The following is a 13,646-nucleotide window of genomic DNA, read 5'->3' as shown; positions in this document are numbered from 1 at the left end:
ATCAGACTACTCGACAATGGTGGCCTCTTTGGCTGTCAAAATCACGCATCATTCTTATCCAAAATCTGCAAACATCTCTTGAGACTGGGTTTTTGAGACTAAACTTCCGTCTAATTGCGATGCAGTGTTTCCGATGGCAGGCAGCCGAACAGCCGCTTGTATTGGTTCGTGAAATGCCCTTGATGGTGAAAGCCGTAAGTCGCGGCCACGCTGCCTATTGTAGCCCCATTCGAGATCGCGCCTTGCAGTTCGCGATGCACTCTATTGAGCCTCATGCGTCGCAGCCAGGTCGCAGCTGAAAGGCCCGTGACATCTTTGAATGCATAGTGAAGTGTCCTAAGGCTGACACCATAATGAGCGCAAAGAGTGGTCAATCCTATGTTTCCGGTCACGTCGGATAGAACCAGATCTGTTGCGTCCCCCACCAGTCTGGCCGGTCTGGAAACCCGGTGTTCCTTTAGGCCGCCGCCATTTGACTTCACCAGCTCCCAAAGGAACAACTTGATAAACTGATCGGAGAGACGCTTAAGAGCGGCTCTGTCGTCGGAAAAATCTGAGATAGCCCGGTCAATGAGCGATTGTCCCTGATGGCGTAAAGAAGCTGCACCTGCCGTCGAAAGGGTTGAGGCCCCATGCAAGTTGCCACTGATTTCGCCTTTCCCAGATAGCGCCGATGAAATCCGGAACACGTCGTTTTCAGGAACTCCGAGCACCAGCGCGTCGTAGAAATTGGAGGAAATCAGATCGCCGGCCTTGTTTGGTGCTTGCATGAGAACTGTGTCCACGCCCGCTTTCTGGCCGATCCAGTTTGCATCTCCTTGCTGATCGAACGGCAAAGCAAAGGCAAAAGCCCCAGCTGGGGCTGTTCCACGGTAGCGAATTTTTTGTCCCCATCGAATTCTGAGGATCTGGGACTCATTAACCTGCGCCAGCTTGAGGCCACCCTCGAATTGACCGCCCGACAACTGGTCATACTCCTGATCCCAGTTGACGACTGCGTCGCTTAGCTCTTCAAAGCTTTGCGTTTTAAGGCTGAACGACTCAACTATATCATCGTGGCTTTGCATCCATCGAATCCCAACAACGATACCTAACTGACGCAAGGCTACTCAGATGTCGCTTCGACTCCAAAAGGGTTATTCTTTGACGCCCTTCGGCAAAGACACGCTCTCATGCGAAAGGTGTCCGTCGTCAGGGATATTGGGACAGATTTCTGCCTGAGCTAAGAGAGGATCTGGCGCATCTGGTTGTTTTGATTATGCGGCGGATTTGCGGTGAAGCAAGCGCCGGGTTTCGATTGTCTTCCGTTTGATCCTTTCTCGTTGTTTCAGAATGGTGTGGCCGCGCCCGAAGTAGACATCAGCGGGCGTGAGGTTTTGCAGGCTCTCGTGATAGCGCCGGTGGTTATAGTGATCGACAAAGGCATCGATCTGCTGCTGAAGGTCGCCGGGCAGATAGTAGTTCTCCAATAAGATGCGGTTCTTGAGAGTCTGGTGCCAGCGCTCGATCTTGCCTTGGGTCTGTGGGTGATATGGCGCGCCTCGAACATGATCCATTTTCTGATCTTCCAGCCATTCGGCAAGCTCACCAGAGATGTAGCTGGACCCGTTGTCGCTGAGCAGGCGCGGTTTGTGCAGCACGGTTGCCTGATCACAGCCCGACGCCTGTAGTGCCAGGTCCAGCGTGTCGGTCACATCCTCGGTCTTCATCGTCGTGCAAAGCTTCCAGGCGATGATGTAACGGCTGTGATCGTCCAGGATCGTACTGAGATAGAACCATCCCCAGCCGATCACCTTCAGATAGGTGAAATCGGTCTGCCAGAGCTGGTTCGGCCGTGTCGTCTTGTCGTGGAACTCATCTGCTGCTGACAGAACCACATAGGCCGGGCTGGTGATCAGGTCGTAAGACTTAAGGATGCGATAGACCGAAGCCTCTGACACAAAGTACTTTTCCGTGTCGGTGAATTGCACGGCCAGTTCGCGCGGCGACAGATCGCTTTCCTTCAGAGCCAGGTCCTTGATCTTCTCACGCATCGGCTGCGGAATGCGGTTCCAGACCCGTGATTGCTTGGGACTACGATCCTCAAGCGCCTCAGGACCACCCGACAGATACCGGTCATACCAGCGATAGAAGGTGGTCTTCGGGATGCTCAGCTTTTCCAGAGTGCGCTTGGTCGGGAGATGCGAACCTTCGACGAGGCGGATGATCTCCAGTTTTTCGGATGCGGGATACCTCATTCGTCGTCGCCCCCATCCGCGATCATGCTTTTTTTGAGCAACCGCAGTTCAAGAGCCTGTTCGGCAACCACTTCTTTCAGATCGCGGGCCTCACGGCGCAGATCTTTGACCTCGGTCGATGTCGCTGCACGGGCCGTGTCGCCTGCCAGACGTTTCTTGCCGGCTTCAAGGAACTCCTTGGACCAACTGTAGTAGAGGCTCTGGGCAATGCCTTCACGGCGGCACAGCTCTGAAATACTGTCTTCGCCCTTCAGGCCGTCCAGCACGATCCTGATCTTCTCTTCTGCTGAATATTGCTTACGCGTCGCGCGGCGGATGTCTTTTACGACCTTCTCACCGTGGCTCTGCTTGGTTCCGGGTTTCTTTCTCATCTCCACTCCTTGGCGGTTACGATGAGCCAGAAACCCTCTCTTATCAAATCGACCTAAACTGTCCCATTGGTGCTGACGTCAGACAATTTGCTGGCCCTGTACCCCGAAGTCAGTGTCTTTCTGATCGGCATCGTTGCTGGTGTGCTATTGGTCAGTGAAGGCGCGGGCTACGTGAGATACGCATATGGCCTTAAGAACGACATTTCCATGTCCCTGTGAAACGAGGTCATGCCAATTCTATTCTGATCACGCTACCAATCGGGTGCAAAGCGAAATCGCACAGCAATACTTGTCCCAACGCGCGGGGCGTAGCCTGACAATAAAATTGGCTTACTGGTCCATTTCAAACCCAAACTAGGCGACTCACAACGAAAGCGGACTGTCTCAGCTACAAAGAAAAACCAATTACCGAACCTTATGCAACCGTAGTAACCGGAGGCGTACAATGAAGCTGCTCGAAAAGCCAAGCTGACGATATCCAGATCCGAACTAGAAACTGAAACCAAAGAAGTTCAGCGGTAGTTTGAACAGAAATCAGAAAACGAAAACTGATCGTTCGGTAAACTCCAAACTAACCTGTCAGAGCGTCGTGGCTGTGCAGGTTTATCGTCTGCGTCGGATAGGCAAGCTCTGTATTTGCCGCCTGTACTGCCTCAAGGATCTTGAGCGACAGACGCTCATTCACCTGAAGGAAATTGTCATAATCAGGGTTGATTGTCCAAGCATAGAAAATCAGCGTTACGGCGCTGTCCGATAGTCCTTCGACATAGACATGTTGCGGAGCATCCTCTGACAACTCAAAATCTCCACTGGTCGTCAGGTGCTCCCGCAACGCATTCCGAACTTGCACGACCTGAGCCTCGGTGCTGCTCAATACCAAAGGTATGGAAAGCATGACCCGCCGATGGTGGCGATGCGAGAAATTGAGAACAACCGCATTGGACAACTCGGAATTCGGGACATAGCGGGGAATCTGATCGAACCCCCGGATAAGGGTGGAACGCAGGTCGATGGCCTCGACCGTGCCGACGAAAGATCCGTCGATCTGGATTGCGTCCCCGACTGCAAAGCGCTTCTCGCTCATGTTGTTCATACCTGCGACAAGGTTGCGGATCAGGTCCTGCGTCGCAATGGCCAGCCCGGCCCCCAACACACCAACCCCGGTCAACGCGGCACTGATGTCGACCTGCCAGACTTCCAGAAGGGAGGTGATACCAAACAGAAGGATGCCAAAACGGGCAACGCGCTCCATCCACCCGGTTTCCATTCGGACGTCCGAAAAGCGGTCGCTTTGAAGCAGGGATACAAAAGGTCCACTTAGGTTGTACCAACCGGAAAACACAGCAATCACGGCCACCGAAGCCAGAATTCGCCTGAACAGATCGACGGGCATTCTGGGAAAGTTCAAAACCTCCATAACCCCAAAGACGGCAAAGGTCACAAGGAGAACCGATGTCGTTCGTGTCAATTCCTGCACAACACTGTCCGAGATATCGATGGACAACCGCTTTAGTAAGGCCGAAATCAGCGCCATGATCCAGCGGGACAAAGACTTCCGACAGAGGACGACAACCACAAGGAAGACCACCAAGGCAACGACAACGCTCAGGTCCAAGCCGTCCAGCCAGTGATCAAACCGGTCGCGCACTTCGACAAAAGTGTCCATTGACGGGATATCACTTTCTTCCACCTGGGAAACCACCTTCCTTCATTGACCTGGGCAGTAAGTAAGCCCAAACCAGAGCTTGTTTCGTTCTCAAAAATAGCATCCAAAACTCTTTACGAATACTACAGTTCTTTCCGGAGAACCTGATTAACACTTTCGGTAAAACCGAAATGGGTACACGGACCAAAAAAATGTCCTCGCAAAAGCTCCGAGAATTGGCAGAATTCCCTCACTGTTGCATACTCAAACTCAATTGATTTTTCCGCGCCGAACGTCCAACCCTCAAACCTTGCGGTCAGTTGGCGCAAGCTGAAGAGGGCCCAATTGTGTCTACAATTCTGATCCTGTTGCTGATCCTCCTGGAGGCCACTGCCATCTGGTTCGCTTGGCGGGCGATCTCATCGGCCCGAACGTCTCAAGGCGCCGTAGGTTGGGTTGTTTTCCTAGTTACCGCCCCATATCTGGGCGTTCCGCTGTATCTGTTTCTGGGTCATCACAAGTTCAGTAAATACCTGACCGGGCGCCGAAACAGCGAAGAGGTGATCGAGGGCATCAAGACTTTTCGCGAAGCCCATGCACCTGAGGTTCCCACCGAGTTTCCTTCCGAGGCATTGGAAAGAATTTCGGAACTCCCTGTAGTGCGTGGCAACAACATGCGCATTCTGATTGACGGGAACGAGACATTCGATGCGATCTTTGAGGCCATTGACGCTGCGCAGAACTATATTCTGGTTCAATTCTACATCGTGCACGATGACGAACTGGGGCGGGTTTTGCGGGACCGCCTGATCGCCGCTGCAAAACGCTCGGTCACGGTTCTGTTCATGTGCGATCCGGTCGGCAGCATCAAATTGCCTAACACCTATCTCAACGAGCTTCGTGCGGGCGGCGTTCGCGTGGTGGATCCCAGTCAGATGCGGGGGCCGAAAAACCGGTTTCAACTCAATTTCCGCAATCACCGCAAGACTGTGGTCGTGGACGGAACGGTCGGATTTACTGGTGGGTTGAATGTTGGAGACGAATACATGGGGCGAGACCCGAAGTTCGGTGACTGGCGCGATACGCATGTGGAACTTCGCGGTCCGGTCGTTTCGCAGTTACAACTTGTTTTTGTGGAAGACTGGCACTGGGCAACCGAAGAAATCCTGATTCCGGACATGAACTGGGAGGCAGGTCACATGGATGAAAACATGTCCGGCTTGATCGTGCCAACCGGCCCCGGGGACGAAATGGAAACCGGCGCCCTTTTCTTTTTCACGGCCATCGCAAATGCAAAGAAACGGATCTGGATCGCCTCGCCGTATTTTGTACCCGATGCCGATGTGCTCACAGTCTTGAAGCACGCCGCTCTGCAAGGGGTTGATGTACGCATTCTGGTTCCGGAGGTCATCGACCACAAAATCCCTTGGCTAACGGCCTTCGCCTATTTCGACGAAATTCGGCAGGCTGGTGTGCAAGTCTGGAGATACCAATCAGGCTTCATGCATCAGAAGGCTCTGGTCGTGGATGACACCCTTGCCGCGATTGGCACCACGAATATGGATAACCGCTCTTTCCGCTTGAATTTCGAGGCGATGGCCGTTTTCTTCGACAGCCGTGCTGCCAATGCGACCGCCTCCATGTTGGAAAAGGACTTTGAAAGGTCGTTGGTTCTGAACAAAACACTGGCGGAACAACCCCGGCACATCCGCGTCGGTGCCCCGATTGCAAGGTTGTTCTCACCGGTGCTTTGACGGTCAGTAAAAGGCGTCAGGTAGCGCGAATTTCAGCCTTCGAGGCAGAACCGAGATTTCGAATGTTGTATCCACCATCGGTTCCCCATCAAGATTCAAATGAAACGGCTTTTCGGTTTCCAGAACCGCCTGCTTGAAACGACTGCGCTGAACAAGTCCTGCAATCGGGTCGGTCAAGTCCGGCAAGCGTCCGAAAGGCAGTTTTTCCGGAAGCAGCCCATCGGTTGTCAAAACCCCCAGATCGAGCAACCCGTCGAACATGTCAGCTTCAGGTGTGACCTCAAACCCGCCTCCGGCGTAACGGTTGTTGCCTATGACGAGGGCGGAAATGGACGCCGAATGCGGCTCTGACCCATCTAGAGAAATCCGGGCCTGCGTGGGCTTCAGTTCCGAAAGCCGCGCCAGACCAGTCAAAGTATAGGCCAAACCGCCCAGATGTTTCTTGACCTCCTTAGGGGTCGTCGCGGTGATCATCGCCCCAAAGCCGCCACTGGCGACGTTCACGAAAGGGCGACCGTTGATCAGCCCGACATCAATCGGCCTTGCCTCACCCGTTGTCGCTCGCTTTAGCGATGTAGTGAGATCCAATCCATCATCACCGTAAGATCTGGCAAAGTCGTTGGCGGTGCCAAGGGGGATAAGCCCCATCGTTACGTCCGGCCCCGCATCACACCGCAGCAGGGCACTAGTCACAGCGTTGAGCGTCCCGTCTCCCCCTCCTGCAACAAAGTGAGTCGCCCCTTTAGCCAATCGCTTGCGGATCAACTTGCGCAACTGTTTGCCTGACCATGGGATAGTGACCTCGATGCCGAGTTCCTTTTCCAGAGGCCGGACCGCCGCTCTGACGTCAGGGCGGGCGGCAGATTTCCGGTTAAGAATGAGCAGCGAGCTACAAACCATTTTATCCAATCTCCGCTTAAGTCTTGAGGTTCTTGATCACAGCTTTGGCAACCGATCCCGCCAGCCCCGGAGCAAATGTCCCGAGTGGGTCCCGCGCCATCTTCTTGAGCGCATCCGCGGCAGACCTGGCTTCTTCTGCTGCAACGCGCAATTCGGCTTCGATGTCCTCCAGCGCCATGTCGCGAACCTCGGCCACAGGGGCGGTCTCCTCAGCAACCTTCGAGTTGTTGGCAAGCGCTACCAAAAGAACGGCAAGCGCCAAGTTAACTAGTGCGACTATCAGTGCTGCCGCTGGCCGAGAAATCATGTCAGACAAGGCAAAGAACGCTGCAACATTGAGCATGATCAAACCCACCCCGGCGGCAATGCCCGCCGCTGCCATCAAGCCGGTCTGCCGTCGGAGCACCGCAAGATGACGCTGTGCAATAAGGCGCTCGGAGCGCAGGACGATTGAGATGTTTCTTGAAATTCGGTTCATATCCCGTCTCCTATCTTGAGCGACCGATCAAATAACCCAGAGCAAACACTCCAAGCGCAAGCAGTATCGTCTTTTTGTGCGGAACGTCGTCGAACTCGGCCAAGAGATCGGCGATGTCCTTTTCCAAGTTTGGGGGTTCGGCCGCTTCTTCCTTGGCTTCGGTTGCCACGGCTTCCGATTCAGGGGCCGCAACCAACTCTGGTCGCTCAGCCAGTTGCTGACGCAATGCTGCAAGTTCCATCTCAAGCTCGGCTTTAGTAGCCATTATGACTTATCCTCCAACGCTGACTTAACGATTGACTAAGGACACATTCCACAACCCGCCAGGTCCAAATTGTTCGAACCACCCAGAAAGGCAAAAAAGTCTTCTTGCGCAAAAATTGTCCCCGCGGACACGCTGAATATGCAACGCCAAATAGTGTCCCGGATCAAGTGAGATGGCTATTCGGTTCGTGTAATGGAAAACTTGGTTGGTATCCTGTCCACTGGGTCCATATTGTCCTTTGGAAAGCTCCTGAGCCAGACCCATGGTCTGCCAATCACAAACCTGTTGAGGATGTTCAGTCGAAATTTCTGAAAATTGGCGCAACACGGAGATGTAAAAACCACCTTGTCTGGGGCTCCTCCATCGCGCTGCTCTGGACTATTCTGAACTTGTTGAAGACGCAGAAAAAAGCTTTGCTTTGTCCGGTCAGACGATCAACGTAGACACAGCATCTGAAATTTTTTCGTTGATACGGACCTAAGGGTGCCCGACGAGACAGCGTGATCCAGCACAGGGATAGGCCGAATAGATCCCATGAAACGCATTCTGCATCTGATGGTTTCGACAGCCGTTCGCTTTGACCGCAACGATGGGTGGGCGCACAGCAGTCATATTGCTCTGTCAATGCTGCTGGCCTTGTTCCCATTCTGTATTTTTGCACTTTCGCTCGCAGGGCAGCTCCACGCCGACATCAGCACGCAGGAATTGGCAGATTTCGTACTTGGAGCTTGGCCTGACGACCTGGCGGAACCAATTGAGCGCGAGATTTTGGCCGTTCTGGAAGCAAGCGATACGACCAAAATTACCTTTGGCGCTGTCCTCGCCGTTTTCTTTGCTTCGAACGGTATTGACGCCATTCGTAAAGCGGTCTCAGGCGCATACTACGAAACAGATACCAGACCGATGTGGTACACACGCCTGATCTGCATCCTATTTGTACTTTTTGCAGCTTTCGTTCTTAGCCTTGGGGGTCTTTTGACCGTCGCACTACCAGCTTCTTTCAGCTTTGTAGAAGAGTCAGCACCCGAACTGTATTCGGCGTTGTTTTCGAGCGAAATCCTCAGAGGAACAATCGCAGTTATGTTTCTAACCTTGCTAGTCACGGCTAGCCACATTTGGCTTCCGCAAACTCACAGACCTTTGAGACGCGTGTTCCCTGGGGTCTTTGTGACCCTCGTATTGTGGGGGAATTGTGGCTGGGGGTTCTCAATCTACATTCGTGATATATCAACTTACAGCGCAACATATGCGGGGCTTTCCGGCATCATGGCGACTATCGTGTTTTTGTATCTTATGGCGGCCGTGTTCATTTTGGGCGCTGAATTTAATGCCCAGAATGCCGAAACGGAAAGCTCCATCTGACATTTCGACCTATTCGAGTCCCGCCTGGACAACACGCTTGCAGTGATCTCTAGCACGTTTTTCACGCCACGCAGCGTTTCTATCGTCACTTTAGCTTTGAACTGATCCGTCAAACTCCGGGGCTTCGTCAATTTCGTATCTTTCCAATGTGGTCCGATACAATTTCGCCAGCCGTCTGATTTTCACAGACCACTTATGACGGTTCAAAGCAGTTCTCTTTTTTAAGTTTGGAGGATCAAAGAAACTGCATGTTTAGGGCGAAATAGACCTGCATCTTTGGTTGGCCAGCGCCCTTGTCGCGAACCGACCATTGCGGTTCTACAAACAGGTTGAAGACGGTCTTGTCACGCTTGACGACTTTGCCCAAGCGAATGCCCAGGGGAACAGAGTAGTTGTTGTTGCGGAAGTTGTATGTCCAGATAGGCGCACCGCCCGTGTACCAGCCGTTGCCCAACTGGTAGAAGGCAAAAGGCTGGAAGGCGCCCAAGCTGACACGGGGCCCGCCTTTTGTATCGCCAACCCCTCCACGCCAGGTCAGCAGGTATCCGTACTGGAACTTGGGCGATGTGGCATTGAAATAGACATTGGCGATGCCCAGCTGCCATTGATCCGATCCCAGCCGATTGTCGGTCGCCGTTGGCGCGACAACCTGCGGTCCTACCGCAAAACTGATTGCCGGGTTGCCGGTATCTATCTGGTAGGCGGCAAAAATGTCAAAATCACCGATCCCATTGACGGTCGATCCCCCGGTGCCGACCGGGAAGCTGTTGTACGGCAGCGAGGCGCGGATCAGCCATTTGGAATTCCCCCATTGCACGGGTTTGGCATAGCGCAATACAAACTGGTTTCCCGATTGGTTTCCCGGCCCGGTGAACTCGTCGATGTAGTAGTTCTGAATGTTGAACGCCGTTATGTCGGCCAGCGGGTTGTTTGCCTGTGCTTCTGCGTTCTGCGCAGCGGCTTCTTCCGAGTGCAGAGCTAATGCAGTCAGAGTGGCAAGAACCAACACCCTGAAAATTGAAAAATACCTAGAAGAAGTCATATACCAATTCCTTTCCAACAGGGTACAAACGCCGCCGTTTTAGTGCTGTGGGTTTGATTTACCTAAAGTCCGTCATATTCGGCGGCGACGGATTGGGGTGATCCTTCAGCGTGGCGAGATAGGTGTTGATGATTTGCAGATAAGGCGCCATCGCCCAGCCTGCGCCGGCATGAGCTAAGTTCACTCGTTCCTTTGGGTCCGCTTCGATGTTAAAAATCTGCGGGAAGCCGGCGGTATCGGTGATCGCACCCATGTAGCCGCCTACAGCCGGGTTGGTTTCGGTAACCCCGACTTCGAACGGATAAAAACGGAATTGCCTCCAGCGAACGGCGGCGATGCGGTCGCCGATGAAGGTGATAAGACTTTCGCGGGCCGATGTGTCCGAGTTACCAAGCAAGAAATCAGATTGGTCCACTCCGTCAATGGGGCGGTCGGTTGGGATATCTGCGCCAATCAAGTTGGCAAGTGTCGGGAAAAAGTCGTGAATGGCAAACATCTCGTTGCTGACCCTTGGTTCGACTGCTCCCGGCCACCGGATCATGCCCGCCGTGCGGATTGAGCCTTCGTAGGCGTCCCCCAATTCCCCTCTGAATGGCCCGTTGTCGCCCTGATGCACTTCGTCCAAAGACGTTGCGGTCACCGTCGCACCATTGTCCGAAATCCAGATTACCATTGTGTTGTCGCGGATGCCCGCCTGATCGATAGCAGCCAGAACCTCGCCGGTGCGAATGTCCAATTCCATAACCGAGTCGCCGTATTTGCCAGCGCCAGACATGCCCATGAATTCGTCGGTTGTGTCATTAGGGAAGTGTGGCCGGGTCCACCCGATCATCAGGAAGAATGGGGCCTCCGCCTTGGCTTGCTCCGTGATGTAGGCGGCAGCCGTAGTGGCAATGTCACCTTCGATCTGTTTGCGGTATTCGAAATCATAGGGCCGCACAAAGGAGGTTTCGCCCGGCCCCCTGGCCTCGATGATCTTCGCACCGTATGCCTCTGCTTCGGCATCCGACATACCAAGCGCCTTGATATTTGTGCTGTAGGCGGAACTGTCGCTCGTGCCGGAAAATCCCACCAGCCATTGATCAAAACCCTGGTTCTGTGGCTGGCTGACAGCCTGCGGACCCAAGTGCCATTTGCCGACATAGGTCGTGTCATAGCCGACTGATTTGAACAACTCACCCAAGGTGACGTCATCTTCCTGCAACCCGCCACCGGCCCCGGGCGCGATCACCAGGGACATGCCGTTGCGGATGGAATACTGCCCGGTCTGCAATGCCGCCCGCGACGGAGTACAGCCCGGTTCCACCATGAATTGCGTCAGTCGCAGGCCCTCGGAGGCAAGCTGGTCGATATGTGGGGTGCGCATCCCGCCCCGGGTGCCACCGTTGTAAACACTGAGATCACCGAACCCGAGATTGTCGGCCAGCATCAACACAACATTGAGACGTTGCTGAGCGATGGCAGCAGTCGAGGCAAATGCAAAGAAAATCCCGACAAATATAGCCGCATAGCGCAGTTTCATAGTGTTCCCCTTTTGAGGTTTGAAAAGTTGATGCCGCTGGCTCGACAGAGTTGTCATCACTATCCTGGCGGAAACGCGGGTCCTGTCCCACGCTTCCATTTGCGCTCAACCTTCAGGGGTGTACCAGATCGGCGAGGTGTAGGCCCTGTCCTGCAAGATCATAGGAACCTCTGGCGCCATTTCGATGCCATAATACTTCGCGTCATGAGCTTGCCAGGTCGGCTTGGGGATCTCCAAAACGCGAACATAGTAAAAGGCGCGCTGGGAAGGATCGAAGTCCGGATCGGTCCAAACCACAGCCAGCATCGGATCACCAACGGTATTGGTATAGCTGGCGTTGGCGATATCCACCGTGTTGCCAACATCGCTGTCGCAGGCATGATTGCTAATCGTACGACCGTCAGAACAGGCCATGTCGTAAACCTTTTCCGAGGTTGTCCCATCTGCATTAAGCCAGCCTTTGACCATCTGTAGCCGGTCTAGGTTCGCATTATCTGGATCACGCAGGGCGCGTACCATGAAGGTTGGTGCCTCGTCGGCTGGCGCATTTGTCAGGTCTCCCCCCATCGGCACACCTGCGGCATAGCCACGCTCAGCGAAATCGGGCCGTTCCACCTCGTCTACTTTGAAGTCCCAACCACCGAAGACCCGCACGGTTATGCGCGACCCTGTAGTGGCGTAAACTTCTTTGCGGTTGATCGCGTCAAACAGCGCTTCCCGGGTATTCTCGCGAGCCCAGACACCGGTCAGGCCGGAAGCCAGAGTTTCCCAGTTGTAGTAATCGGTTCCCTCCAGTTCGCCCTTCATGAAGACATGGCTCCAGCGACCCGGATCCGGTTCAGCCGGAGGGTTTTTGCCAAAGAAGTTGTCCTCGCGGGTAGTGACCAAAGAGGTATGCGCATCAGTCGAACCAATCATGCCGAACTTAAACGGGTTGGTGCCTAAGGTTGCCTCATGTCTCAGACCAAGTCGTAAGGCAGATCGTGCGTATTGATGCGGCAACATCTCTTCCGTGATCCGATTGCGCCCACCAAGGTCCCCTTTGTCCCAAGTGCCAAAATCGGCCCAGCGATCATCTGGCGAGAGGGCCGGATGAGTTTCACCATCCCCCTTGATCTGCGTCATCTCGTAGATCGGTTCAAAGCGCATCCGCTTCCTAGCATAGGATTCATCTAGCGGTTCGCCATTGTTGCGGTTGTCAGAAAACATCAACCCGGTGCCCCAATTGCCATTGTGCGCGGCCGCAAGAGTACGCCCTCCTGTGTTGTTCTCGTAGGCTTCCATCCAATCCCAAAGGTCTTCAGGATCGTCCGAATCAAAGGTTGCAAAGGGAATAATCTGGCCAGCGCGATCCGCACCATCGCGGAACATAACCACTCGGTGCAGATTGTTGCCGTTAGAGGAGGACGACCACTCAAACCCAATGATCGACGTAAACACACCGGGGTCATAATACTGTTCAGCGTAGGCTGTTGATTTATCCCAAGCCGTACGCTGAATCGAAGGGTTTTCGACCAGATTTTCTAGTCGGGCAGCGGAGTCCACAACCTCATAGAAAGCTTGCATTCCCTGATCCGGATCGCCGCTTTGGCGCATCTTGTACCAGCGCGCGGTTACCGGATCTTCTTGAATGACCGGATCGCCTTTGGCCAGCATGTCCGCCAGCCCGAAATACTCGGCATGGTCAGCCACAACCAACCAATCCAGAGGCCGATGAAGCCTAACGCGGCTACCAGTGCTAGATACCATTTCTTCACCACGGGCAAATCGATAGGCATCGCCTGGATCCAAAGTATTTCCAAAAAAACCGCCATCAATAGAATACGACGTGTGGAGGTGGGTGTCTCCCCAGAACACCTGATTAGGCATGTGCTGGTCGACAAAAGGTGAATAGTCTGGGGTGTTCACACCGACGTCAGCGGGATCAAGTGTACCGTAGCCAAGACCTTCTTCCCGGTCCTGTGCGGCAGTTGCGGTTCCTAAACCTGCTACAAGGCCTAAGGAAACTAGGCTCGAAGTCAGTCTGTTCATAGCATTCTCCTCGGACTTCTTAGTGACATTTCTCCTGTG

12 protein-coding genes are annotated in these 13,646 nt (G+C 53.9%); 3 read left to right on the top strand and 9 right to left on the bottom strand.

Annotated features, from left to right (window positions below; translation table 11 throughout):
* Positions 1-110: 110 nt before the first annotated feature.
* Together GOV85_RS13360 and GOV85_RS13355 are read right to left on the bottom strand one after the other, a co-directional pair.
* Positions 111-1,103, bottom strand: coding sequence for a helix-turn-helix domain-containing protein (locus tag GOV85_RS13360; RefSeq protein WP_170623830.1), 993 nt, complete (start codon positions 1,101-1,103; stop codon positions 111-113).
* Between the two features lie 153 nt (positions 1,104-1,256).
* Positions 1,257-2,608, bottom strand: a protein-coding gene (locus GOV85_RS13355) for an IS3 family transposase (RefSeq protein ID WP_170486480.1) whose coding sequence is annotated in 2 segments (ribosomal slippage) — positions 1,257-2,272 and positions 2,272-2,608 — 1,353 coding nt in all. Because the reading frame shifts where the segments join, the coding sequence is not laid out codon by codon here.
* A 66-nt stretch (positions 2,609-2,674) separates the two neighbouring features.
* Between GOV85_RS13355 and GOV85_RS13350 the strand changes: the two genes are divergently transcribed.
* Positions 2,675-2,827 (top strand): hypothetical protein, encoded by a 153-nt coding sequence (locus tag GOV85_RS13350; RefSeq protein ID WP_171178941.1) that lies wholly within the window; start codon positions 2,675-2,677, stop codon positions 2,825-2,827.
* Between the two features lie 352 nt (positions 2,828-3,179).
* Here the strand turns inward: GOV85_RS13350 and GOV85_RS13345 are convergent, their stop codons facing one another.
* Positions 3,180-4,274 carry a mechanosensitive ion channel family protein gene (locus GOV85_RS13345; RefSeq protein ID WP_171178939.1) on the bottom strand — a complete coding sequence of 365 codons (1,095 nt, stop codon included), beginning with the start codon at positions 4,272-4,274 and terminating at the stop codon, positions 3,180-3,182.
* A gap of 326 nt (positions 4,275-4,600) precedes the next feature.
* Between GOV85_RS13345 and cls the strand changes: the two genes are divergently transcribed.
* On the top strand, positions 4,601-6,007 hold the full coding sequence (gene cls, locus GOV85_RS13340; protein WP_170486477.1) for a cardiolipin synthase: 1,407 nt from the start codon (positions 4,601-4,603) through the stop codon (positions 6,005-6,007).
* A gap of 3 nt (positions 6,008-6,010) precedes the next feature.
* On the opposite strand, the gene GOV85_RS13335 is transcribed toward cls, so the two are convergent.
* Genes GOV85_RS13335 through GOV85_RS13325 form a run of 3 tightly spaced genes read right to left on the bottom strand, consistent with a single transcriptional unit; the run spans position 6,011 to position 7,650 of the window.
* Positions 6,011-6,907, bottom strand: a complete 897-nt coding sequence (locus GOV85_RS13335) for a YegS/Rv2252/BmrU family lipid kinase (protein ID WP_170486476.1) — start codon at positions 6,905-6,907, stop codon at positions 6,011-6,013.
* Between the two features lie 16 nt (positions 6,908-6,923).
* A complete protein-coding gene (locus tag GOV85_RS13330) occupies positions 6,924-7,385 on the bottom strand; it encodes a phage holin family protein (protein ID WP_170486475.1) in 462 nt (153 codons plus the stop codon).
* A gap of 10 nt (positions 7,386-7,395) precedes the next feature.
* Positions 7,396-7,650: a hypothetical protein gene (locus GOV85_RS13325; protein WP_170486474.1), complete on the bottom strand. Its 255-nt coding sequence runs from the start codon at positions 7,648-7,650 to the stop codon at positions 7,396-7,398.
* Positions 7,651-8,184: 534 nt separating this feature from the next.
* Between GOV85_RS13325 and GOV85_RS13320 the strand changes: the two genes are divergently transcribed.
* Positions 8,185-9,012, top strand: a complete 828-nt coding sequence (locus GOV85_RS13320; protein ID WP_170486473.1) for a YihY/virulence factor BrkB family protein — start codon at positions 8,185-8,187, stop codon at positions 9,010-9,012.
* A 235-nt stretch (positions 9,013-9,247) separates the two neighbouring features.
* Here GOV85_RS13320 and GOV85_RS13315 read toward each other — a convergent pair whose 3' ends face one another.
* From GOV85_RS13315 to GOV85_RS13305, 3 genes are all read right to left on the bottom strand, one after another.
* Positions 9,248-10,054, bottom strand: a complete 807-nt coding sequence (locus tag GOV85_RS13315; RefSeq protein WP_170469327.1) for a hypothetical protein — start codon at positions 10,052-10,054, stop codon at positions 9,248-9,250.
* Positions 10,055-10,112: 58 nt separating this feature from the next.
* Positions 10,113-11,576 carry a sulfatase-like hydrolase/transferase gene (locus GOV85_RS13310; protein ID WP_170469324.1) on the bottom strand — a complete coding sequence of 488 codons (1,464 nt, stop codon included), beginning with the start codon at positions 11,574-11,576 and terminating at the stop codon, positions 10,113-10,115.
* A 105-nt stretch (positions 11,577-11,681) separates the two neighbouring features.
* Positions 11,682-13,607, bottom strand: a complete 1,926-nt coding sequence (locus GOV85_RS13305; protein ID WP_170469321.1) for a DUF3604 domain-containing protein — start codon at positions 13,605-13,607, stop codon at positions 11,682-11,684.
* Positions 13,608-13,646: the final 39 nt, after the last annotated feature.

This window comes from Ruegeria sp. HKCCA4633 (assembly GCF_013034605.1).
Lineage (GTDB): Bacteria > Pseudomonadota > Alphaproteobacteria > Rhodobacterales > Rhodobacteraceae > Ruegeria.
The sequence above is the reverse complement of the archived record's forward strand: the minus strand, read 5'-3'. Positions and strand labels throughout refer to the sequence as shown.